19 protein-coding genes are annotated in these 20,889 nt (G+C 73.2%); 9 read left to right on the forward strand and 10 right to left on the reverse strand.

Annotated elements, in window-relative coordinates; genetic code table 11:
* Positions 1 to 404 precede the first annotated feature (404 nt).
* Together ACIG36_RS31345 and ACIG36_RS31350 are read right to left on the reverse strand one after the other, a co-directional pair.
* Positions 405 to 917: a hypothetical protein gene (locus tag ACIG36_RS31345; RefSeq protein WP_399935302.1), complete on the reverse strand. Its 513-nt coding sequence runs from the start codon at positions 915 to 917 to the stop codon at positions 405 to 407.
* Between the two features lie 58 nt (positions 918 to 975).
* Positions 976 to 1,257 carry an SH3 domain-containing protein gene (locus ACIG36_RS31350; RefSeq protein WP_399935306.1) on the reverse strand — a complete coding sequence of 94 codons (282 nt, stop codon included), beginning with the start codon at positions 1,255 to 1,257 and terminating at the stop codon, positions 976 to 978.
* 140 nt (positions 1,258 to 1,397) lie between these two features.
* Here ACIG36_RS31350 and ACIG36_RS31355 point away from each other — a divergent pair, with 140 nt between their 5' ends.
* Positions 1,398 to 3,524 carry a PQQ-binding-like beta-propeller repeat protein gene (locus ACIG36_RS31355; protein WP_399935309.1) on the forward strand — a complete coding sequence of 709 codons (2,127 nt, stop codon included), beginning with the start codon at positions 1,398 to 1,400 and terminating at the stop codon, positions 3,522 to 3,524.
* A gap of 65 nt (positions 3,525 to 3,589) precedes the next feature.
* On the opposite strand, the gene ilvD is transcribed toward ACIG36_RS31355, so the two are convergent.
* From ilvD to ACIG36_RS31375, 4 genes are all read right to left on the reverse strand, one after another.
* Positions 3,590 to 5,440, reverse strand: a complete 1,851-nt coding sequence (gene ilvD, locus ACIG36_RS31360) for a dihydroxy-acid dehydratase (protein ID WP_399935310.1) — start codon at positions 5,438 to 5,440, stop codon at positions 3,590 to 3,592.
* Between the two features lie 98 nt (positions 5,441 to 5,538).
* The gene (locus ACIG36_RS31365) at positions 5,539 to 6,177 is read right to left on the reverse strand and encodes a TetR family transcriptional regulator (RefSeq protein ID WP_399935313.1); all 639 of its coding nucleotides are present in this window, start codon (positions 6,175 to 6,177) and stop codon (positions 5,539 to 5,541) included.
* Positions 6,174 to 6,998, reverse strand: a complete 825-nt coding sequence (locus ACIG36_RS31370) for a sugar phosphate isomerase/epimerase family protein (RefSeq protein ID WP_399935315.1) — start codon at positions 6,996 to 6,998, stop codon at positions 6,174 to 6,176. The genes ACIG36_RS31365 and ACIG36_RS31370 overlap by 4 nt, the downstream gene beginning before the upstream one ends.
* A gap of 148 nt (positions 6,999 to 7,146) precedes the next feature.
* A complete protein-coding gene (locus ACIG36_RS31375) occupies positions 7,147 to 8,076 on the reverse strand; it encodes a Ppx/GppA family phosphatase (RefSeq protein WP_399935317.1) in 930 nt (309 codons plus the stop codon).
* A 44-nt stretch (positions 8,077 to 8,120) separates the two neighbouring features.
* Here ACIG36_RS31375 and ACIG36_RS31380 point away from each other — a divergent pair, with 44 nt between their 5' ends.
* Complete coding sequence (locus ACIG36_RS31380; protein WP_399935319.1) at positions 8,121 to 8,990, forward strand: hypothetical protein; 870 nt, start codon at positions 8,121 to 8,123, stop codon at positions 8,988 to 8,990.
* Between the two features lie 258 nt (positions 8,991 to 9,248).
* Here ACIG36_RS31380 and ACIG36_RS31385 read toward each other — a convergent pair whose 3' ends face one another.
* Positions 9,249 to 10,829 carry a hypothetical protein gene (locus tag ACIG36_RS31385; RefSeq protein WP_399935322.1) on the reverse strand — a complete coding sequence of 527 codons (1,581 nt, stop codon included), beginning with the start codon at positions 10,827 to 10,829 and terminating at the stop codon, positions 9,249 to 9,251.
* A 209-nt stretch (positions 10,830 to 11,038) separates the two neighbouring features.
* Between ACIG36_RS31385 and radA the strand changes: the two genes are divergently transcribed.
* A complete protein-coding gene (gene radA, locus ACIG36_RS31390) occupies positions 11,039 to 12,505 on the forward strand; it encodes a DNA repair protein RadA (protein ID WP_399935325.1) in 1,467 nt (488 codons plus the stop codon).
* Between the two features lie 163 nt (positions 12,506 to 12,668).
* On the forward strand, positions 12,669 to 13,796 hold the full coding sequence (gene disA, locus ACIG36_RS31395; RefSeq protein WP_399935329.1) for a DNA integrity scanning diadenylate cyclase DisA: 1,128 nt from the start codon (positions 12,669 to 12,671) through the stop codon (positions 13,794 to 13,796).
* Positions 13,797 to 13,882: 86 nt separating this feature from the next.
* Here the strand turns inward: disA and ACIG36_RS31400 are convergent, their stop codons facing one another.
* Both ACIG36_RS31400 and ACIG36_RS31405 read right to left on the reverse strand, forming a co-directional pair.
* Complete coding sequence (locus tag ACIG36_RS31400; RefSeq protein ID WP_399935331.1) at positions 13,883 to 14,716, reverse strand: hypothetical protein; 834 nt, start codon at positions 14,714 to 14,716, stop codon at positions 13,883 to 13,885.
* 160 nt (positions 14,717 to 14,876) lie between these two features.
* Positions 14,877 to 15,362 carry a pyridoxamine 5'-phosphate oxidase gene (locus ACIG36_RS31405; RefSeq protein ID WP_399935334.1) on the reverse strand — a complete coding sequence of 162 codons (486 nt, stop codon included), beginning with the start codon at positions 15,360 to 15,362 and terminating at the stop codon, positions 14,877 to 14,879.
* Positions 15,363 to 15,487: 125 nt separating this feature from the next.
* On the opposite strand from ACIG36_RS31405, the gene ACIG36_RS31410 reads away from it, so the two are divergent.
* The 5 genes from ACIG36_RS31410 to cseC all read left to right on the forward strand — a co-directional run bounded on the left by ACIG36_RS31410 (position 15,488) and on the right by cseC (position 19,909).
* Entirely contained in the window at positions 15,488 to 16,432 is a 945-nt protein-coding gene (locus tag ACIG36_RS31410; protein ID WP_399935337.1) for an A/G-specific adenine glycosylase, read from the forward strand.
* A gap of 210 nt (positions 16,433 to 16,642) precedes the next feature.
* The gene (locus ACIG36_RS31415) at positions 16,643 to 17,191 is read left to right on the forward strand and encodes a SigE family RNA polymerase sigma factor (protein WP_190067176.1); all 549 of its coding nucleotides are present in this window, start codon (positions 16,643 to 16,645) and stop codon (positions 17,189 to 17,191) included.
* Positions 17,179 to 17,859 (forward strand): hypothetical protein, encoded by a 681-nt coding sequence (locus ACIG36_RS31420; protein WP_399935340.1) that lies wholly within the window; start codon positions 17,179 to 17,181, stop codon positions 17,857 to 17,859. Before ACIG36_RS31415 ends, ACIG36_RS31420 begins: the two co-directional genes overlap by 13 nt.
* A 7-nt stretch (positions 17,860 to 17,866) precedes the next feature.
* Positions 17,867 to 18,577, forward strand: a complete 711-nt coding sequence (gene cseB / locus ACIG36_RS31425; protein WP_399935343.1) for a two-component system response regulator CseB — start codon at positions 17,867 to 17,869, stop codon at positions 18,575 to 18,577.
* Positions 18,578 to 18,604: 27 nt separating this feature from the next.
* Positions 18,605 to 19,909 (forward strand): two-component system sensor histidine kinase CseC, encoded by a 1,305-nt coding sequence (gene cseC / locus ACIG36_RS31430; protein WP_399935346.1) that lies wholly within the window; start codon positions 18,605 to 18,607, stop codon positions 19,907 to 19,909.
* 87 nt (positions 19,910 to 19,996) lie between these two features.
* Here cseC and ACIG36_RS31435 read toward each other — a convergent pair whose 3' ends face one another.
* Positions 19,997 to 20,731: a M23 family metallopeptidase gene (locus ACIG36_RS31435; protein WP_399935349.1), complete on the reverse strand. Its 735-nt coding sequence runs from the start codon at positions 20,729 to 20,731 to the stop codon at positions 19,997 to 19,999.
* Between the last annotated feature and the right edge of the window lie 158 nt (positions 20,732 to 20,889).

Here is a 20,889-nt window from a genome sequence, read left to right on the forward strand (position 1 = left end):
CTGGCGTTGACTTTTGGCACGCTGTTGAGTTCTCAAGGAACGGACGCTTCCTTTGTACTCACCCTCTCGGGCTTTCCTCCGGGCGCTTCCCTTCGTTGTTTCCAACCTTACCAGATCCGTTTTCCGGTCCCTCCCGCTTCTTAATGAAGCAGTCGGTCCGAATTCCGTTTCCGGCCCCCTGTTGGAGCGGGGTGTTTCGCGCCTTCCGGCGTGATCACTACTTTAGCGGATTTTCCCGGTGACTCCTAATCGGAGTCTCGGGCCATCCCGTTCAGAATTTCGGGCACGCCGAAATTCATCCCGTTCAAGGGCCGTGCAAGTGGTGAGTGCCGCCGGTGCGGCTCGAGGTGCTGTCCCGGCGTCCTTGCGGACCCCGTGGCAACTCGGAGAACTCTACACGACGTTCAGGGGTGCTTGCGCCGCCGCTTGGCGGTCTTCGCCGCCGGGTTGCCCGTGCGGGTCGAGCGTCGGCGCTCATGGCGGGCGCGGGCCTGCTCGTACTCCTCGCGGTGGAGCTTCTCGCCGGGGGCTTCCACGAAGGACCGGAAGAAGTAGGCGAGCAGTGTGCCGATGAAGCCGATCATCATCAGGCTCTGCATCGACCGCTCCCTCGCCTCGTCCTCCGCCGTGTCCGGGCGGCGGCGTACGAAGCCCTCCCACGTGCGGCGGAAGGCCAGGGCGCTGCAGACCGCGAAGGCCACGACGACCATCGCGTTGATCAGGCCGCCCACCTCGGCGATGGCCAGGCCCTCGTAGCCGAGCCGCAGGACGAACGCGCCCACCGCGGCCGCGGCCAGTGCGCCGACCGCGACGCCGGCCCGGCGCAGTGCGTAGCCGCCGTCGTGGTCGACCCAGGTCGTGCCGAAGAAGCGGATCGGTTCCGGGTGGGGGCCGGCCGGCTCGTGCGCATCGCTCATACGTCGATTATCGCCAGCCCCGCTCCCCTTCTCCCCGTCCCTTCTCCCCGCCTCCTGCTCAGCCCGAGCAGCGCACCGCCACGAAGTCGCTGCTGCCGGTCTTCACGTAGGAGTCGGACACGTACTGGCCGGGCGCGATGCAGTCCCAGATGTCGGTGGTGCCGCAGGGGCCGGAGATCGTCTCGCCGCGGGTCTGGCAGCGGATCGGCACGCTGGAGCCCTGCGGGAGGACCTTCACGAGTTCGCTGTCGGTGCTCGGTCCCCGGCGGACGTTGACCTGGTGGCCGGGAGCGATCGGGTAGTACGCCATGGTGCTCTCCCCCCGTGGGTGAAATGTCATGCGCAGGCTAGCAACGCACCCACGGCACGCCTCCCCGGTCCCCCGTGTCCCATCGATTAGGCTCCGCAAGCCGCCGAAAGCGGCCGAATGAGTGGCCAAACGACATGCGGCCAATGACATGGCGACACGGGGGTGGGGGCATGCCGCCACTGCGCAGTGCCGGAACGGGACCGGAAGCGGACGATCCGGAATATGCGGGTCAGTACCGGCTGGAGCGCCGGCTGGGCTCCGGCGGCATGGGCGTGGTGCATCTGGCGCGGTCCGCTTCGGGGCTGCGGCTCGCGGTGAAGGTGGTGCACGCCGAGTACGCGGTGGATCCGGAGTTCAGGGCGCGTTTCCGGCAGGAGGTCGCGGCGGCCCGGCGGGTGAGCGGCGCGTTCACCGCGTCCGTCGTCGATGCCGACCCCGACGGCGACCGGCCCTGGATGGCCACCCTCTACATCCCCGGTCCCACTCTCTCCGCCCGGGTGAAGCGAAACGGCCCGCTGAGCCCCGACGAGGTGCGGCGGCTGGCGGCCGGGCTCGCGGAGGCGCTGCGCGACATCCATCGCGCGGGGCTTGTGCACCGGGACCTCAAGCCCAGCAACGTGCTGCTCGCCGAGGACGGCCCGAAGGTCATCGACTTCGGCATCTCCCGGCCGTACGACAGCGAGCTGCGCACCGAGACCGGCAAGCTCATCGGTACTCCGCCGTTCATGGCGCCCGAGCAGTTCCAGCGTCCGCGTGAGGTGGGCCCGGCGGCGGACGTCTTCGCCCTGGCCTCGCTGCTGGTGCACGCGGCGACCGGGCGGGGGCCGTTCGAGTCGGAGAGTCCGTACATCGTCGCGTACCAGGTCGTCCACGACGAGCCCGATCTGGCGGGCGTCCCCGACGATCTCGTACCGCTGGTGCGCGCCTGCCTCGCGAAGGACCCGGCCGACCGCCCGACCCCCGACGCGATCATGGCGATGCTGCCGGCCGTCCCGGCCGGGGACGGGGCCCCGGCTCCCGCCCCCGTCGAGCAGCCCGTCAAGCAGCCGCCCACCGACGAGCCCCGCCCCCGCCCCCGCCGCTTCCCCCGTCTCCCCCGCGCCCGCTGGCTCGTCGCCGCCACCGCGGTCGTCGTGGCGCTCGCGGCGGGCGGCACCTGGGCGCTGAACGAGATCGACGGGCTGGGCCGGCAGCCGGCGCAGGCGCGGCCCACGCCCGCCGGTTCGTCCTGGCGGCCGTGGGAGACGTCCGTTCCCGAGGACGCGGCGGGCAGCGGTGAGGTCCGGGCCGGGTTCTGCACCTCTGCGGAGCGCGCCCTCTACTGCTCGGCGCGCGGTGTGCACGCCGCCCGGCTGGACGCCGCCACCGGCAAGGTGGCATGGCGGCGGAAGGCCCAGGCCGTGCGGGCCGGCGGGGGCGCCCCGAGCGCGCCCGTCGTCTCCGGCGGGCTGGTGCACGCGCTCTCGCCCGACAAGCGCGAGCTGGCCGCCCTCGATCCCGCGACCGGCGAGCCGCGCTGGACGCGCGACGTGTCCGCGTACGGGGGCCGGGTCTTTCACGCGGGCGACGCCGTGCTGCTGGTCGAGCCGGACGGCACGGTCACGGCTGTCGACGGCGGGACGAACCGGCAGCTGTGGCGGCATCCGCTGCCCGGCCGGATCAAGCCCGTCTTCTCCTTCTACGGCAGCGGTCCCGCCTACGCGGTCGCGCCCTCGCCGGACGGCCGGCGGACGACGGTCGTCGCGGTCGACGCGCGGCGCGGTACGACGCTGTGGCAGTGGACGGCGGACGGCAACCTGACGGCCGTCGGCACCGGGCCGCACGGCGTCCTGCATCTCACTGAGAGCGATGCGCACACGCGCGTGGCGGCCGTCGTGCGCTACGCGCCCGGAATCGGGCGGGAGCGGCGGATCCCGCTGTCGGTTCCGCTGGAGGCGACGAGCGTCGTGCCGTCCGGCGACACGGTCTATCTGCTGTCCTCGGACGGCGGGCTGACCGCCCTCGACACCAACAGGGCTGTGCCCGCCTGGCGGCTGGAGACGTCCGTCGCGAACGCGTCGGCGCTCGTCGCGGCCGGCGACCGGTTGTACTTCTCCGCCGCCGACGGCCGACTGCTGGCCGTGGACACGACGAAGGGCGTGCTGCTCGGACAGACGTCGCCCCGCCTGGCCAGGGCCGGGCGGGGCTTCCTCGAGATGCTGCCGGCGCCGGTGGCCGCCGGGGGCAAGGTGTTCGGGGCGGCGCCGGACGGGACCGTGTTCGCGGTGGACGGGCAGAACCCGGCGCGCTGGCGGTAGGGAGCGCCCGTCGGCTGCCGCCTGTCCCGGTGGCAGCCGACCCCAGCCCGCTCCCCCGTCGCCGCCTACCCCAGCTTGCTCACGTCCCGGACCGCGCCCTTGTCGGCGCTCGTCGCCATGGCCGCGTAGGCGCGCAGGGCGGCCGAGACCTTGCGCTCGCGGTTCTTCGGGGCGTACGTACCGCCGAGCGCCTCCCGGCGGGCCGTCAGCTCGGCTTCGGGGACCAGCAGTTCGATGGACCGGTTCGGGATGTCGATGCGGATGCGGTCGCCGTCCTCGACGAGCGCGATCGTGCCGCCGGAGGCCGCCTCGGGCGAGGCGTGGCCGATGGACAGGCCCGACGTGCCGCCCGAGAAGCGGCCGTCGGTGACCAGGGCGCAGGCCTTGCCGAGGCCGCGGCCCTTGAGGAAGGACGTCGGGTAGAGCATCTCCTGCATGCCGGGGCCGCCGCGCGGGCCCTCGTAGCGGATGACGACGACGTCGCCCTCCTTCACCACCTTGGAGAGGATCTTCTCCACGGCCTCCTCCTGCGACTCGCAGACGACGGCCGGGCCCTCGAAGGTCCAGATCGACTCGTCGACGCCGGCCGTCTTCACGACGCAGCCGTCGACCGCGAGGTTGCCCTTGAGGACGGCGAGCCCGCCGTCCTTGGAGTACGCGTGCTCGACCGAGCGGATGCAGCCGCCGGCGGCGTCGATGTCGAGGGACTCCCAGCGCTCGGACTGCGAGAACGCGGTCGCCGAGCGGACGCAGCCGGGGGCGGCGTGCCAGAGTTCGACGGCCTCGGCGGAGGGGGAGCCGCCGCGCACGTCCCAGGTCTTGAGCCACTCGGCCAGCGAGGCGGCGTGGACGGTGTGGACGTCCTCGTTGAGCAGTCCGCCGCGGTAGAGCTCGCCCAGGATGGCGGGGATACCGCCGGCGCGGTGGACGTCCTCCATGTAGTACGTGCCGCCGGGGGCGACGTTCGGGGCGACCTTGGCCAGGCACGGGACGCGGCGCGAGACGGCGTCGATGTCGGTCAGGTCGTAGTCGAGCCCGGCCTCCTGGGCGGCGGCGAGCAGGTGCAGGATCGTGTTGGTGGAGCCGCCCATGGCGATGTCGAGGGCCATGGCGTTCTCGAACGCGGCGCGGGTGGCGATGTTGCGCGGCAGGACGGACTCGTCGCCCTGCTCGTAGTAGCGCTTGGTGATCTCGACGACCGTGCGGCCGGCGTCCTCGTAGAGGGCCTTGCGGGCGGTGTGGGTGGCGAGCACCGAGCCGTTGCCGGGCAGGGACAGGCCGATGGCCTCGGTGAGGCAGTTCATCGAGTTGGCGGTGAACATGCCGGAGCAGGAGCCGCAGGTCGGGCAGGCGTTCTCCTCGATGCGCAGGACGTCCTCGTCGGAGACGTTCTCGTTCACCGCGTCCACGATGGCGTTGATCAGGTCCAGCTTGCGGACCGTGCCGTCGACGAGGGTGGCCTGGCCGGCCTCCATGGGGCCGCCGGAGACGAAGACGACCGGGATGTTCAGGCGCAGGGCGGCCATCAGCATGCCCGGCGTGATCTTGTCGCAGTTGGAGATGCAGATCAGCGCGTCGGCGCAGTGCGCCTCGACCATGTACTCGACGGAGTCGGCGATCAGGTCGCGGGAGGGCAGCGAGTAGAGCATGCCGGCGTGGCCCATCGCGATGCCGTCGTCGACGGCGATGGTGTTGAACTCGCGCGGGATGCCGCCCGCCGCCTTGATCGCGTCGGAGACGATCCGGCCGACCGGCTGGAGGTGGGTGTGGCCGGGCACGAACTCGGTGAAGCTGTTCGCCACCGCGATGATCGGCTTGCCGAAGTCCTCGCGTGCTACGCCCGCGGCCCGCAGAAGGGCTCGGGCGCCCGCCATGTTGCGGCCGTGGGTGACAGTGCGGGACCTCAGCTCGGGCATAGCTCCACTCCTTGGTGTCGGAGTTCGAGCCTACGCCGCTCGTCCGCGACGCGGACGGAGTTTCCGGGATGCGAGACGGCCGGCGGACGCCGGTCCGGTCAGTCGGCCCCCGTGCCCATCAGGTGGCGCTGCACCGCCGGAGCCGCCATCGCGACGACCTGCTCGATGTCCGCCGACGCCAGCGGTTCGATCTTGATGATGTGCCGCAGCATGGCCACTCCCACCAACTGCGCCGCCGCCAGCTCGGCCCGCAGTTGGGCGTCCGGCCCGCCCAGCTCGGCGGCGACGCCGACGAGCACCCTGCTGGTGATCAGGTCGCGGAAGACGCCCGCCGCGATCTCGTTGGCCACGGCCGAGCGGACGATCGCGAGCAGCGGCTCGCGGGTGACCGGGTCCTCCCAGACGCCGAGGACGAACCGGGCCAGCCGCTCCCCCGCGCCCTCCGGCGGGCCCTCGGTGACCGCGGCGGGGGCGCTGAAGGCGGGCGCGACGGCCTGCTCGACGGCCGCGGCGAAGATCTTTTCCTTCGGTCCGAAGTAGTGGTGGACGAGCGCGGGGTCGACGCCCGCGGCCCTGGCTATGCCGCGGATGGACGCCTTGTCGTAGCCGTGCTCGGCGAATTCGGCGCGGGCGGCGGTGAGGATGCGCTCGCGCGCGCCCGGACCGCCGCCGGTTTCGGTCCGGGCGGGGCGGCCGCGCCTGCGGGGGGCGCCGGGGGCGTCGGGGATGCCGGTCATCGCCTGGGGGCGCCCGTCGGGGAGGCGAGGTGCAGGCGGGTGAAGGCCAGGGCCTCCGCCAGGTCGGCCTCGCGCTCGGCGGCGGACATCGCCCGCCGGGTGTTGACCTCGATCACGACGTGCCCATCGAAGCCGCTGACGGCGAGCCGTTCCAGCACCTCGGCGCAGGGCTGTTTGCCGCGCCCCGGGACGAGGTGCTCGTCCTTGGCGGAGCCGTTGCCGTCGGCGAGGTGGATGTGGGCGAGCCGGTCGCCCATCCGGTCGATCATCTGGAGGGCGTCCGTCCGGGCGGTCGACGTGTGCGAGAGGTCGATGGTGAAGTGCCGGTAGTCGTCCTTGGTGACGTCCCAGTCGGGCGCGTAGGCGAGCATCTCGCGGTCGCGGTAGCGCCAGGGGTACATGTTCTCCACCGCGAACCTGACGTCCGTCTCGTTCGACATCCGCCAGATCCCGCGGATGAACTCCCGGGCGTACGAGCGCTGCCACCGGAAGGGCGGGTGGACGACGACCGTGCTCGCGCCCAGCTTCTCGGCGGCGGCGCGGGCCCGCTGCAGTTTGACCCAGGGGTCGGTCGACCAGACGCGCTGGGTGATCAGGAGGCAGGGCGCGTGCACGGCCAGGATGGGCACCCGGTGGTAGTCGGACAGGCGGCGCAGGGCCGCGATGTCCTGGCTGACGGGGTCGGTCCACACCATGACCTCGACACCGTCGTAGCCCAGGCGCGCGGCGATCTCGAAGGCCGTCGCCGTCGACTCGGGATAGACCGATGCCGTTGACAGCGCGACCTTCGCATCCGGAATGCGCACCACTGGCTCTGTCACGAGGGACAGCGTATGCCCGGCCCTCCGGCGGCGGGCAGGTGGTCCCGCTCGCGGGGTGCGTCACGGGCGTGCCGTCGGTCACGTCTCCGACGTCGCGCCGAGGACGTCACGTTGCGGACCCGTCCCTGCACCGGCAGGTGGTCGAGCCCTACACCGGCAGGTGGTCCAGCCTGCGCAGGATGACGCCCTCGCGCAGCGCCCAGGGGCAGAGGTCCACTTCCTCGAGGCCGAACAGGTCCATCGCCGCCTCCGCGACCAGCGCGCCCGCGAGCAGCTGCCGTGCGCGTCCCTCCGACACTCCGGGCAGCTCGGCGCGGCGCCCGGCAGTCATCGCGGCGAGCCTGGGCACCCACTCCGTCAGCGACTTCAGGCCGAGGGTGCGCTGGACGTACAGGCCGTCGGCGGAACGGGCGGCTCCGGCGATCCGGGCGAGCTGTTTGAAGGTCTTGGAGGTGGCGACGGCGCGGTCGGGGGTGCCGAGGCGGGCGAAGTCGCCGACGGTGCGGGCGATCTCCGTGCGGACGTGGCGGCGCAGGATCCGTACGTCCGCGGGGTCGGGCGGGTCGGCGGGGAGCCAGCCGGTGGTGAGGCGACCGGCGCCGAGCGGGAGGGAGGCGGCGGCGTCGGGCTCCTCGTCGAGGCCGAGGGCGATCTCGAGGGAGCCGCCGCCGATGTCGAGGACGAGCAGCTTTCCGGCCGACCAGCCGAACCAGCGGCGGGTGGCGAGGAAGGTGAGCCGGGCCTCCTCCACGCCGGTGAGCACGGGCAGGGCGACGCCCGTCTCCCGCTGGACGCGGGCGATGAGGGCGTCCGCGTTGGAGGCCTCGCGGACGGCGGAGGTGGCGAAGGGGAGGACTTCCTCGACGCCCTTGTCCTCGGCGGCCCGGAGCGCGTCGTGGATCACCGAGACGAGCCGGTCTATCCCGGCGTCGCTGACGGCTCCGTCCTCGTCGATCAGCTCGGCCAGGCGCAGCTCGGCCTTGTGCGAGTGGGCGGGCAGCGGACGGGCACCGGGGTGTGCGTCGACCACCAGCAGGTGGACCGTGTTCGAACCCACGTCGAGGACACCGAGTCTCATGGCCTGAACGCTACTGGGCCGCTTCTGGCGCTTACGCTTAAGGCGTGGCGAAGACGAAGAAGGCGAATCCGGACAAAGCGCGGGACAAGGCCTCCAAGAAGCAGACAAAGGGTGCGGGCAAGGCGTCCAAGACCGTGACGGTCGCCCCCGACGCCGACGTCGAGGTCCCCGACGAGGTCGGGCTGGACTTCGCCCGCGCCTGGGTCGAATTCCCCGACCCCTCCGACGACGAGCAGGTCTTCCGCTGCGACCTGACCTGGCTGACCTCGCGCTGGACGTGCGTCTTCGGCAGCGGCTGCCAGGGCATCAAGGCCGGGCGCGCGGACGACGGGTGCTGCACGCTGGGCGCGCACTTCTCCGACGAGGAGGACGAGAAGCGGGTCGCCGGGCACGTGGCCCGGCTGACACCGGACATCTGGCAGTTCCACGACGTGGGCACCGAGTCCGGCTGGACGCAGCTCGACGAGGACGACGGCGAGCGGCAGACCCGGCGCTGGAAGGGCTCGTGCATCTTCCAGAACCGGCCCGGCTTCGCGGGCGGCGCCGGGTGCTCGCTGCACATCCTGGCCCTGAAGGAGGGCCGCGAACCGCTGGAGACCAAGCCGGACGTGTGCTGGCAGCTGCCGGTGCGGCGGACGTACGACTGGATCGAGCGCCCGGACGACACCCAGGTGCTGCAGATCACGATCGGCGAGTACGACCGGCGCGGCTGGGGTCCGGGCGGGCACGACCTGCACTGGTGGTGCACGTCCGCGCGGTCCGCGCACGGGGCCGGGGAGCCGGTGTTCGTGACGTACCGGGCGGAGCTGATCGAGCTGATGGGCAAGAAGGGGTACGCGCGCCTGGTGGAGCTGTGCGAGGAGCGGATGGCCTCGCTCCTGCCGATGGCCCCGCATCCGGCGGACGCCCGCTGAGGGGCTTCCGGTATCGCGCCGGTCCTGCGTAGCCGACGGTCACCGCCGGTCCTGGGTCAGCCGGCGGTCGCGCCCGTCCTGGGTCAGCCGGCGGTGGGGCCCGGCGGGCCCCCCCCCGCCCGGGGGCCCCCCCCCCCCCCCCCGCCTCCGGGTCCCGCCCGGCCCCGCGGACCCCCCCGCCCCCCGCCGGCCGGGGCCCGGCGGGGGCCCGCGCGGGGCGGGGGGGGGCGGGGGGGGGCCGGGCCCCCCGCCGCCGCGTCAGGGGAACGAGCCGCCCCGCCCCTCCAGCGTCACCGAGGCGCCGCCGGGCGCAACAGCGACCCGGGCCCGCCAGGGCCCGGCCGGCACCCGGCCGGGGTCCACGTCCACGCTGACCGTCACCGTCTGGCCCGGCCGCAGCACGCCGCCGGGCTGGCTCAGCCGCAGCCAGGGCGCGTCCGCCGACATGGACCAGCTGACCAGCTCGCCGCCGCTGGCGGTGAGGGTGATGAGCGTGGCGCCCCCGCCCGGCCGTGCCTCAACCGTCAGCCGCCCGGGGCCCGTGCCGAGGACGGCGACGGAGACCTCGGAGAGCCGCTGGGCCGCCGACGGGGCCGCCGGCCCGGCCGGTTCCTCTTCGTGCCCGTCCTCGTACCCGTAGGGATCGCGGTACGAGCCCTCGTCGGGGCTGCCGCCCAGGCTGTCGGTGTCCGGCGCGGTGACGGCGGCGGCGCCCTGCCCCTCCCCCAGCGAGCCGCCGCGGTAGGCGGCCCACAGCGCCAGGACGGGCGCGGCGACGACGGTCGCCACGACGGTGGTCGTCAGCGCCCGGCTGCGCAGGCGGCCGCGGCGGGCGGCGCGGTCCTTGGGGGCGAGCGGGAAGCCGCCGCGGTCGAAGCGCGGGGTGGCGTGCGCGGTGGCCGAGCGCCGGCGCGGGGGACGCGGGCCCAGGGCGCGCAGCATCGCGGAGCGCGCCGCGGGCCGCGGTGCCTCGAGGACGGGCAGGGGGGCGGAGGAGGCCGCGGTGCCGGGCCAGGGCTCGCCGGCGGTGGCGCGCTCGGCGGTGCGGCGGCAGTCGGCGCACTCGTCGACGTGGCGCACCAGCTCGCGCCGGAGCGCGGCGCCCAGCAGCACTTCGGTGTCGCCCACGAAGCGGGTGACGATCGCGCAGCGGCCGGACTCCACCACGGCGAGCGCGGTGCGGGTGCGCTCGACCTCGCAGGCGGCGCTGGACAGCAGCGCCCGCGCGGCCTCGTGGTCGAGGCGCAGCACGGCGGCGACCTCGTGGGGGGCCAGCCCGTGCCGGACGGCCAGTTCGAGTGCCTCGCGCTGCTCGGCGGTGGTGCCGGCGGCCTCGGGCCAGGCGAGCAGGGCCAGTTCGGCGCGGGCGCGGGCGTCGCCGGTGCCGGGGTCGGCGGGCCGCGTCCCGGGGGTGGCGAGGCGGCGCAGGCATTCCCAGCGGGCCAGGGCGTACAGCCAGGCGCGGTGCGCCTCCTGCGCGGCGGGGGCGCGGTCGGCGCGGCGCACGGCGAGGGCGAGGGCCTCGCCGAGGGCGGCGACGGCTGCGTCGTGGTCGCACAGGACGGACAGGCAATAGGTGAACAGGCCGTCGAGGTGGGGTTCGTAGCGGTTCTCGGCGGAGTCGTCCTCGGTTGAGTCGTCCTCGGTGGTGGGAGCGGAAGCGGGGGCGGGGGCGATGCCGATGGGCCCGGAGGCGGGGCGGGGGGCGAAGACGGCGGTTCCGACGGTGGGGGGCTCGGCGGCGGGGTTCTCGACGACCGGGGGCTGGGCCGCGCGCGGCGCACGGCGGGATGCGCGGTGCGCGCCGGTGGCATGCGTGGGGGGCTCGGGCGTCATCATCCCGGCGACGGTAGGCGGATGGTGCGCTCTCGTTCGCCCTGCCCACCCAGGTTTAACCCATACGGGTGACTCTCTCCCTCGAAGGGGGACAGGAGGCATCAATTCCGCACCGAATGCCGCATGAGGCGGCTACGAGCGGACGAGACCACTCCGGCGCGGTGGCCGGTGCCGGCCCGGCGCTGTCAGTGCCCACCGCTACGGTGGTTCGCATGGCTGCCCGTACCTCCCGCTCGTCCTCCAAAGACCGGCCCTCCTACCGCTGCACCGAGTGCGGCTGGACCACCGCCAAGTGGCTCGGCCGCTGCCCCGAGTGCCAGGCGTGGGGCACGGTCGAGGAGTTCGGCGCGCCCGCCGTCCGCACGACGGCCCCCGGCCGGGTCACGTCCGCCGCCGTGCCGATCGGGCAGGTGGACGGCCGGCAGGCCACCGCGCGCAGCACGGGCGTGCCCGAGCTGGACCGCGTCCTGGGCGGCGGCCTGGTGCCCGGCGCCGTGGTGCTGCTCGCGGGCGAGCCCGGCGTCGGCAAGTCGACGCTGCTGCTGGACGTGGCGGCGCGCGCGGCCTCGGACGAGCACCGCACCCTCTATGTGACGGGCGAGGAGTCGGCGAGCCAGGTCCGCCTGCGCGCCGACCGCATCAATGCCCTCTCCGAGCACCTCTACCTCGCCGCCGAGACGGACCTGTCGGCCGTTCTCGGCCATCTGGACTCGGTCAAGCCCTCCCTGCTGATCCTGGACTCCGTCCAGACCGTGGCCTCCCCCGAGATCGACGGCGCGCCCGGCGGCATGGCCCAGGTGCGCGAGGTGGCGGGCGCCCTGATCCGCGCGTCCAAGGAGCGCGGCATGTCCACGCTGCTGGTCGGCCACGTCACCAAGGACGGCGCCATCGCCGGCCCCCGCCTGCTGGAGCACCTGGTCGACGTGGTGCTGCACTTCGAGGGCGACCGGCACGCCCGGCTGCGCCTGGTGCGCGGCGTGAAGAACCGCTACGGGGCGACCGACGAGGTCGGCTGCTTCGAGCTGCACGACGAGGGCATCACGGGCCTGGCCGACCCCAGCGGCCTCTTCCTGACCCGGCGCGACGAGCCCGTGCCCGGCACCTGCCTGACGGTCACCCTCGAGGGACGGCGGCCGCTGGTGGCCGAGGTGCAGGCGCTGACCGTCGACTCCCAGATCCCCTCGCCCCGCCGCACCACCTCCGGCCTGGAGACCTCCCGGGTCTCGATGATGCTCGCCGTCCTGGAGCAGCGCGGCCGCATCAGCGCCCTGGGCAAGCGCGACATCTACAGCGCCACCGTCGGCGGGGTGAAGCTCTCCGAGCCCGCCGCCGACCTGGCCGTGGCCCTCGCCCTGGCCAGCGCCGCGAGCGACACCCCGCTGCCGAAGAACCTGGTGGCCATCGGCGAGGTGGGCCTGGCGGGCGAGGTGCGGCGGGTCACGGGCGTCCAGCGGCGGCTGGCCGAGGCGGCCCGGCTCGGCTTCACCCACGCCCTGGTGCCGGGCGACCCCGGCAAGGTGCCCAGCGGCATGCGCGTCCTGGAGGTCTCGGACATAGGCGAGGCCCTGCGGGTGCTGCCCGGCAGACCCCGCCGAGAGGGCCGCGTCGAGGGCCGGAGCGAGGGCGGCCGGGGCGGCGGACGGGGCGCCGTGGCCGGGGCCCGACCTGAGGAGAGCTGAGGACAGCCCCCTAATAGGCTGGGCGCCAGTAGACTTTGCCCTGGTCCCGCCCGTACGTACGCACCGACGCACACGACCCGCGCGACGCGCACGGCGTGTACGACGGCGCGTACGCGACAGCCGGGCGGCCCGAGGCATCTGACCTTGCGACCGGAGGAGTGCAGTGGCAGCCAACGACCGGGCATCGGGCCCCGGCAAGGCCGGAGGCGGCTCCGGTGGCTCCGACCAGCTGATGCGCTCCTCCCTGAGCGCCGTCGCGCCCGGCACGGCCCTGCGCGACGGCCTGGAGCGTGTCCTTCGCGGCAACACCGGCGGGCTCATCGTCCTGGGCATGGACAAGACCGTCGAGGCGATGTGCACCGGCGGCTTCGTCCTGGACGTGGAGTTCACCGCCACCCGGCTGCGCGAGCTGTGCAAGCTGGACGGCGCGCTGATCCTCGACAAGGACTGCAGCAAGATCGTGCGGGCGGGCGTCCAGCTCTACCCGGACGCGTCGATCCCCACCGAGGAGACCGGCACCCGCCACCGCACCGCGCAGCGCGCCTCCATCCAGTCCGGCTTCCCCGTCATCTCGGTCAGCCAGTCGATGCGGCTGATCGCGCTGTACGTGGGCGGGGAGCGCCGCGTCCTGGAGGAGTCGGGCGCGATCCTCTCGCGCGCCAACCAGGCCCTGGCCACGCTCGAGCGCTACAAGCTGCGCCTGGACGAGGTCGCCGGCACGCTCTCCGCGCTGGAGATCGAGGATCTGGTCACCGTCCGCGACGTCACGGCCGTCTCGCAGCGGCTCGAGCTGGTGCGCCGCATCGCCACGGAGATCGCGGAGTACGTGGTCGAGCTGGGCACCGACGGACGGCTGCTCTCCCTGCAGCTGGAGGAGCTGATCGCGGGCGTCGAGCCGGAGCGCGAGCTGGTCGTGCGGGACTACGTCCCCGAGCCGACCGCCAAGCGCACCCGCACGGTCGCCGAGGCCATGTCCGAGCTGGACTCGCTCAGCCACCCCGAGCTGCTCGAACTGCCCATCGTGGCGCGCGCCCTGGGCTACAGCGGCTCCCCGGAGACGCTGGACTCGGCGGTCTCCCCGCGCGGCTACCGCCTGCTGGCGAAGGTGCCCCGGCTGCCCGGCGCCATCATCGAACGGCTCGTGGACCACTTCGGTGGGCTGCAGAAGCTGCTCGCCGCGAGCGTGGACGACCTGCAGACGGTCGACGGCGTCGGGGAGGCCCGCGCCCGCTCGGTGCGCGAGGGCCTGTCGCGCCTGGCGGAGTCGTCGATCCTGGAACGGTACGTGTAAGGCACGCACAAACAGAGCTGAAGGCCCCGCCGGAAAAGCCGGCGGGGCCTTCAGCCATCCCGGAGATCCATCCCGGAGCCGAGGCCTCAGGCCTTCTCCAGAACGAACTCCGTCTTCTCGGTGACGCCCGCCACCTTGACCTCGACCTTGTACGTGCCGGGGGCCGCAGCCCCGCTGCCCGACGGCGTCGCGCAGCGCGGGGCGCTGCGCTTGCGGTCCCACTCCAGCGTGCGCTTGGTCTCGCCGGAGCCCGGCACCTCGAAGAGCACGGCGCCGGTGCCGCGGGGGCAGTCGTCGGACGCCCAGACATGCTCCTCGCCCTTACTGTCCGTGATCTTCAGCAGCGCGGCGGCGGCCCCGAAGTTCACCGCGCAGGCGCTGCTGCCGGAGTTCTGCACGACCAGTTCGAACTTGGGCTTCTCGTCGGGCTTGTAGGTGTCCTTGACGGTGCGGATGCTCACCTTCACCGATCCCGCCGTGCAGTCGGGCAGGCTCGTTCCGGCCGCCACGGCCTTGCCGCCGCCGCTCACCAGCAGCCCGGGGCCACCACCGAAGCCGCTGCCGACGGAACCACCGCTGCCTGAGCCGGAACCACCACCGGAACCGGAACCGGCCTGGCCGCCACTGCCACCACTGCCGCCGCCGGCGCCACCGCCCGAGCCCGACTCACCACGCCCGCCGGGCCGTTGGCTGATGTACGGGCCGGACGGCGTGGGGCCGGGCGTGATGGTGGTGTCCGCCTGGCCCTTGCCGTCGGACGAGCCCTTGCTCTGCTCGCCCTCCGAGCCGCCGTCACCCCCGAGGGCCAGCAGCCACAGCACCACCAGTACGAGAATGCCGAGCAGGCCAAGCGCAACTGCCCTCCGCCGCCAGTAGATGGAGGAGGGAAGCGGCCCGATCGGATTGCGCAGAGATCCCACGGGAGGACTCTACGAGAGATCGGGCACGGGACCAGCCAGTACCCGCCGTAGGAGTGCCTACTTTTCCCATCATGTGCCCGGAAGCTGGCCTGTTGGAGCGCTCGTGCACCGATTGTGCACCGCGCGAGCACGGAGCGTCGCCGTCGCGTTCGGGCCGCGCTCAGCCCGAACCGACGCGCGACCACTCGACCTTGTGCGCGAACCCGCGCGCGTTGTCGATCAGACGCAGCCAGTCGGGCCGCAGTTCCCAGAGGGCCGTGCGCTCCAGAGCGATCCGGAGTTGCTCATTCCGTTCCACGTAGGGAAAGCGCGCGCCATAAGCAGGCCAGGCGGCAGCACGCTCCTCACCCTCCAGCGGGCGGCACACACCACGCCCCTGAATACCGGTCAGCTCGGTCCACTCCTGCCCGTCGCGCTGCACGGTGAAGGCGACGCGCGCGGCTCCGGCACCCGCAGCGAGGGCACGGCCATGGCGAGTAGTGGGAGAGGTGACAAAGAGAAGGACGGGAACGAGCCCGTCGCGAACCGCGTAGAGCAAGGCGCAAGCCTGCGGCCCGTCCTCATCCGCGTAAGCCAGGGTGAGGGTCGTGTGCGCGCCGAGAGCGGCCCTGATCTCTTCCGGCGGCCCGGCCTGCGTATCCGTCATGGGGGCCAGCCTAGGGAGAGCAGGGCCCGGTCACCCGAACGAGGTGTCATGGGCACGTACGTATGGCCGAGCAGGGCCCGGCGCGTTTCGCCGCCGCACACACGCATGCCAGGATCGGAAGGGTCATGACTGCGATGCCTGCCACGCCGCCCGCTCCGCCGGCCACCACCCGCCGGACGGCCACCACGCCCCAGACGTCCACCCTGCTGCACGCCCCCGTCATCGACTGGTTCGGCGCGCACGCCCGCGACCTGCCCTGGCGCCGCCCGGAGGCCGGGCCGTGGGGCGTGATGGTCAGCGAGTTCATGCTGCAGCAGACCCCGGTCAACCGGGTGCTGCCGTTGTACGAGCAGTGGCTCGCCCGCTGGCCGCGCCCGGCCGACCTGGCCGCCGAGCCGCCCGGCGAGGCGGTCCGCGCCTGGGGACGGCTGGGCTACCCGCGCCGCGCCCTGCGGCTGCACGCCGCCGCCTCGGCGATCACCGAACGGCACGGCGGCGAGGTGCCGAGCGATCACGCCAAGCTGCTGGCGCTGCCGGGAGTCGGCGAGTACACGGCGGCGGCCGTGGCCTCCTTCGCGTACGGGCAGCGGCACGCGGTGCTCGACACCAACGTCCGCCGGGTCTTCGCCCGTGCGGTGAGCGGCGAGCAGTACCCGCCGAACGCCACCACGGCCGCCGAGCGGCGGCTGGCCCGCGCCCTGCTGCCCGAGCAGGAGCCGGTGGCGGCCCGCTGGGCCGCGGCCACGATGGAGCTGGGCGCGCTGGTGTGCACGGCCCGCACGCCCGCGTGCGGCCGCTGCCCGATCGCCGACCGGTGCGCCTGGCTGGCCGCCGGTTCCCCGGCCCACGACGGCCCGCCGCGCCGGGGCCAGACCTACGCCGGCACGGACCGGCAGGTGCGCGGCAAGCTGCTGGCGGTGCTGCGCGAGGCGGTGGCGCCCGTTCCGCAGGCCTCGCTGGACGCGGTCTGGCACGAGCCGGTGCAGCGGGCCAGGGCGCTGGACGGGCTGGTGGCGGACGGACTGGTGGAGCCGCTCCCGGGCGGGATGTACCGCCTGCCACTCACGTAACAGAAGCCCCGCATTCCAGCCCTCCCTAACCGGACAGAGCCGCCCTTTCCCCACCCCTGCCGACCCGCTGTTACACAACCTATGGATAGCTGTGCACCAGCCGAAGGGCTGCTGCACATCACGTCGCAACAGCCCGTCCGTAGCGTCCTACCCGTGCTGGACGACTGCCAGCGTGGCGCGGGGAACGCAAGCGGAATGGAGGCTGCGAGTATGGCCAGCAGCGGCAAGGTTCTGGACTTCGAAGAGTACGTGCGCAACCGTCAGGACGCCCTCCTGCGCAGCGCCCGCCGCCTCGTCCCGGACCCCATCGACGCGCAGGACCTGCTCCAGACCGCCCTCGTCCGCACCTACGGCCGCTGGGAGGGCATAGCGGACAAGTCGCTGGCCGACGCCTACCTGCGCCGCGTCATGATCAACACCCGTACGGAGTGGTGGCGCGCCCGCAAGCTCGACGAGGTGCCCACCGAGCAGCTTCCCGACGCCAGCGTCGAGGACGGCACCGAGCAGCACGCCGACCGCGCCCTGCTGATGGACATCCTCGGCGTGCTGGCGCCGAAGCAGCGCAGCGTGGTCGTCCTGCGACACTGGGAGCAGATGAGCACCGAGGAGACCGCGGAGGCGCTCGGCATGTCGACCGGTACGGTCAAGAGCACGCTGCACCGTGCGCTGGCCCGGCTGCGCCAGGAGCTGGAGAGCCGCGACCTGGACTTCCACGCCCTCGAGCGCAACGATCGGGGGCGCGAACGGTGCGCGGCCTGAGCAGGGCTGCCGGTCACCGGATCTCCAGGATCAGACCGGCACTGATCACCGGCGGGGCGGTCACGGCGATGGCCGCCACCGCCGGTCTGCTGCTTGCCGGATGCGGTACGAGCGGCGAGGGCGTGCGCAAGGAGGGGCCCGCACAGACCCAGCCGGCGGCCAAGGCCGCCACCCCACGGACGCCCTCGGCGTCCGCGTCGGCCGTCGCACCCCAGGAGAAGGTCGACGCCGTCAAGCTGATCAAGTCCGACCCCAAGGTCAGCGAGCAGGTCAAGAAGAACCTCAAGCCGTGCGTCAAGGACCAGTACCCGGTCGACGTGATCTACGGGAAGCTGACCGGCGGCTCCCGGCCCGACGTCGTGGTGAACGTCCTGACGTGCGGCGATTCCGTCGGTGTCGGTTCCTATGTGTACCGTGCCAAGGGCAACACGTACGAGAATGTGTTCGTGGCCGAGCAGGCGCCCGTCTACGCCGACATCGACCGGCGTGATCTCACGATCACCCGGCAGGTCTACGGGCCGGGCGACGCCGTCTGCTGCGCCTCCGGCGAGGACGTCGTGACCTACCACTGGACCGACGACTCCTTCCGCGAGACCGGCCGCACCCACACCGACTTCGGCAAGGTCGGCAACACCGGCAAGGTGCCGAGCGAAGGAACGGAGGGCTGAGAGCAGCGTGGCCGATACGCATGTCCTCTTCGTCGAGGACGACGACGTCATCCGCGAGGCTACGCAGCTCGCCCTGGAGCGCGACGGCTTCGTGGTCACCGCGGTGCCGGACGGGCTGACGGGGCTGGAGAGCTTCCGCGCCCGGCGGCCCGACATCGCCCTGCTGGACGTGATGGTCCCGGGGCTGGACGGCGTCAGCCTGTGCCGCCGGATCCGTGACGAGTCGACCGTCCCCGTGATCATGCTGTCCGCGCGCGCGGACTCCATCGACGTCGTGCTGGGCCTGGAGGCCGGTGCCGACGACTACGTCACCAAGCCCTTCGACGGCGCCGTGCTGGTCGCCCGCATACGGGCCGTCCTGCGCCGCTTCGGGCACGCCAGCGGCGCCGCGGGCGGCGCGGGGCCGGAGGCCGCGTCCGAGGCGATCGAGGGCGGCGTCCTGCGCTTCGGCGATCTGGAGGTCGACACCGAGGGCATGGAGGTCCGCAAGGCCGGCGCGCCCGTCGCGCTGACCCCCACCGAGATGCGGCTGCTGCTGGAGTTCTCGGCCGCGCCCGGCACGGTCCTCTCCCGCGACCGGCTGCTCGAGCGCGTCTGGGACTACGGCTGGGGCGGCGACACCCGAGTGGTGGACGTGCACGTCCAGCGCCTGCGCGGAAAGATCGGCCAGGACCGCATCGAGACGGTGCGTGGCTTCGGCTACAAGCTCCGAGGCTGATCGTGATCGTGTCGTGGTGAGACTCCCGTGGTGAAACTTGCCCTCCGCAGCGGCCTGCGCTGGAAGGTCAGCCTGGCCATCGCGGGCGTCGGCGCGCTCGTGGCCGTCGCGCTCAGCGTCGTCGTGCACAACGCGGCGCGGGTCTCCATGCTCAACAGCAGCCGCGACCAGATGGACGACCGCGTACAGATTGCCCAGCGCTACTACGAGTCCACCGGCGGCAAGCGGATGCTGCGCGCCCAGGTGAACGACCCCGCGCTGCCCAAGCCGCTGCGCGAGGCGGCCGAGCTCGGGCTGCGCGCCACCTACCTGCAGGACAACGGCACGGGCGCCCCCGAGGTCTGGGCCTCCACGCCGCTGCGGGACGGCAAGATCCTCTCCATTCACACCCGGTTCAAGGACCGCTACGACATCCTCAGGGACCTCGACCGGGCGCTGATCATCGGCTCGGTGTCGGTCGTCCTGGGCGGCTGCGCGCTGGGCATCCTCGTCGGCGGCCAGCTCTCGAGCCGCCTGCGCAAGGCTGCCACCGCCGCCCGCAAGCTCGCCGACGGAGACGATCCGGACGTCCGGGTGCGCGACGCCATCGGCGGGCGCGTGCGCGACGAGACGGACGACCTCGCGCGGGCCGTGGACGGCATGGCCGAGGCGCTGCGCGACCGGCTCGAGGCCGAGCGGCGCGTCACGGCCGACATCGCCCACGAGCTGCGCACGCCCGTGACAGGCCTGCTGACGGCGGCGGAGCTGCTGCCGCCGGGCCGGCCGACCGAGCTGGTGCGCGACCGCGCCCAGGCCATGCGCACGCTCGTCGAGGACGTCCTGGAGGTCGCCCGGCTGGACGGCTTCGCCGAGCGCGCCGAGATGCAGGACATCGAGCTGGGCGAGTTCGTCGAGCGCCGGGTGCGGTCGGTGGCCCCGGAGGCCCGGGTCACCGTGGTGCGCAACGCCTACGTCTCCACCGACCCGCGCCGCCTGGAGCGGATCCTGGGCAACCTGCTGGCCAACGCCGCCAAGCACGGCAAGGGCCCGGTCGAGGTCGCCGTCGAGGGCCGGGTGCTGCGCGTGCGCGACCACGGCCCCGGCTTCCCGGAGGAGCTGCTGCGCGAGGGCCCCAGCCGCTTCCGCACCGGCAGCAAGGACCGGGCCGGCAAGGGCCACGGCCTGGGCCTGACGATCGCCGCGGGCCAGGCCCGCGTCCTGGGCGCCCGGCTGACCTTCCGCAACGCCGATCCCGAGGCGGAGGGCGGGGGCGGCGCGATCGCGGTGCTGTGGCTGCCGGAGTCGTCGCCGACGAGCACGGGCACGTTCCCGATCATCCAGGTGCCGGACTGAGCCGGCCAGCCCCCCCCCCAACGCGCGAAAGGCGCACCCGCCGGAGCGGGTGCGCCTTTCGCGTTGCGTGTCTGCGGCGGGTGGCCGTCAGAGGGTCTCGCCGTGGGCCTTCAGGAAGGCGACGGGCTCGACGGCGGTGCCGTAGTTCGGGGTGGTGCGGATCTCGAAGTGCAGGTGGGGACCGGAGGAGTTGCCGGTGGAGCCGGAGAGGCCGATCACCTGGCCGGTGGTCACGGTCTGGCCCACGGAGACCTTCACGGTCGAGAGGTGGGCGTACTGCGAGTACGTGTTGTCGTCGTGCTTGATCACGATGGCGTTGCCGTACGCGGGGCCGTCACCGCCACCGTTGGGGCCGGCCTTGACGACCGTACCGCCGTGCACGGACTTCACGGGCGTACCGCTGTTGCAGACCAGGTCCTGGCCGCTGTGCTTGGCGGCCCACATCTTGCCGGCCTTACCGAAGGGCTGGCCGACCTGGTAGCTGTCCAGCGGGGCGACCCAGGCGTCGGCGCGGCTGCGCGAGGCCTCGGCCTGCTTGCGGACCTCCTCGGCACGCTTGGCGGCGTCCCGCTTGGCCTGCTCGGCGGCCTGCTTCTCCTTCTCGGCCACCTTGAGCTGGGTGGCGGCCTGCGCGTTCAGCGCGTCACCGAGGGCGGCGACGGACGCGAACGCGGGGAACTGGCTCACCGTGGCGGTGGTGTCGGCTGCGAGCGCGACCCCGGAACCCAGCGCGACCGAGGCTCCCAGTCCGGCGGCAACGACGGCGGCGCGGGCACGGAGAACGGTCTTGCTCGAGTTACGGAAAGCGGTGCGCTTCGACATACGGATAAACCTCCAGGCATAAACAGGTCCCGGCTGCGGACCGGGATCGCCATACCTTGGTAACCCGCATTCGCCGTGGGGCCAAGAGGCCCTTCTACTAGCGAATGCCGTAGAAAGGGTGAGGGTATTCGGTCCCTTACCGAGGGCCCTTCGGGTGC

This window comes from Streptomyces sp. NPDC053048 (assembly GCF_044547045.1).
In the GTDB taxonomy this organism is placed as follows: domain Bacteria; phylum Actinomycetota; class Actinomycetes; order Streptomycetales; family Streptomycetaceae; genus Streptomyces.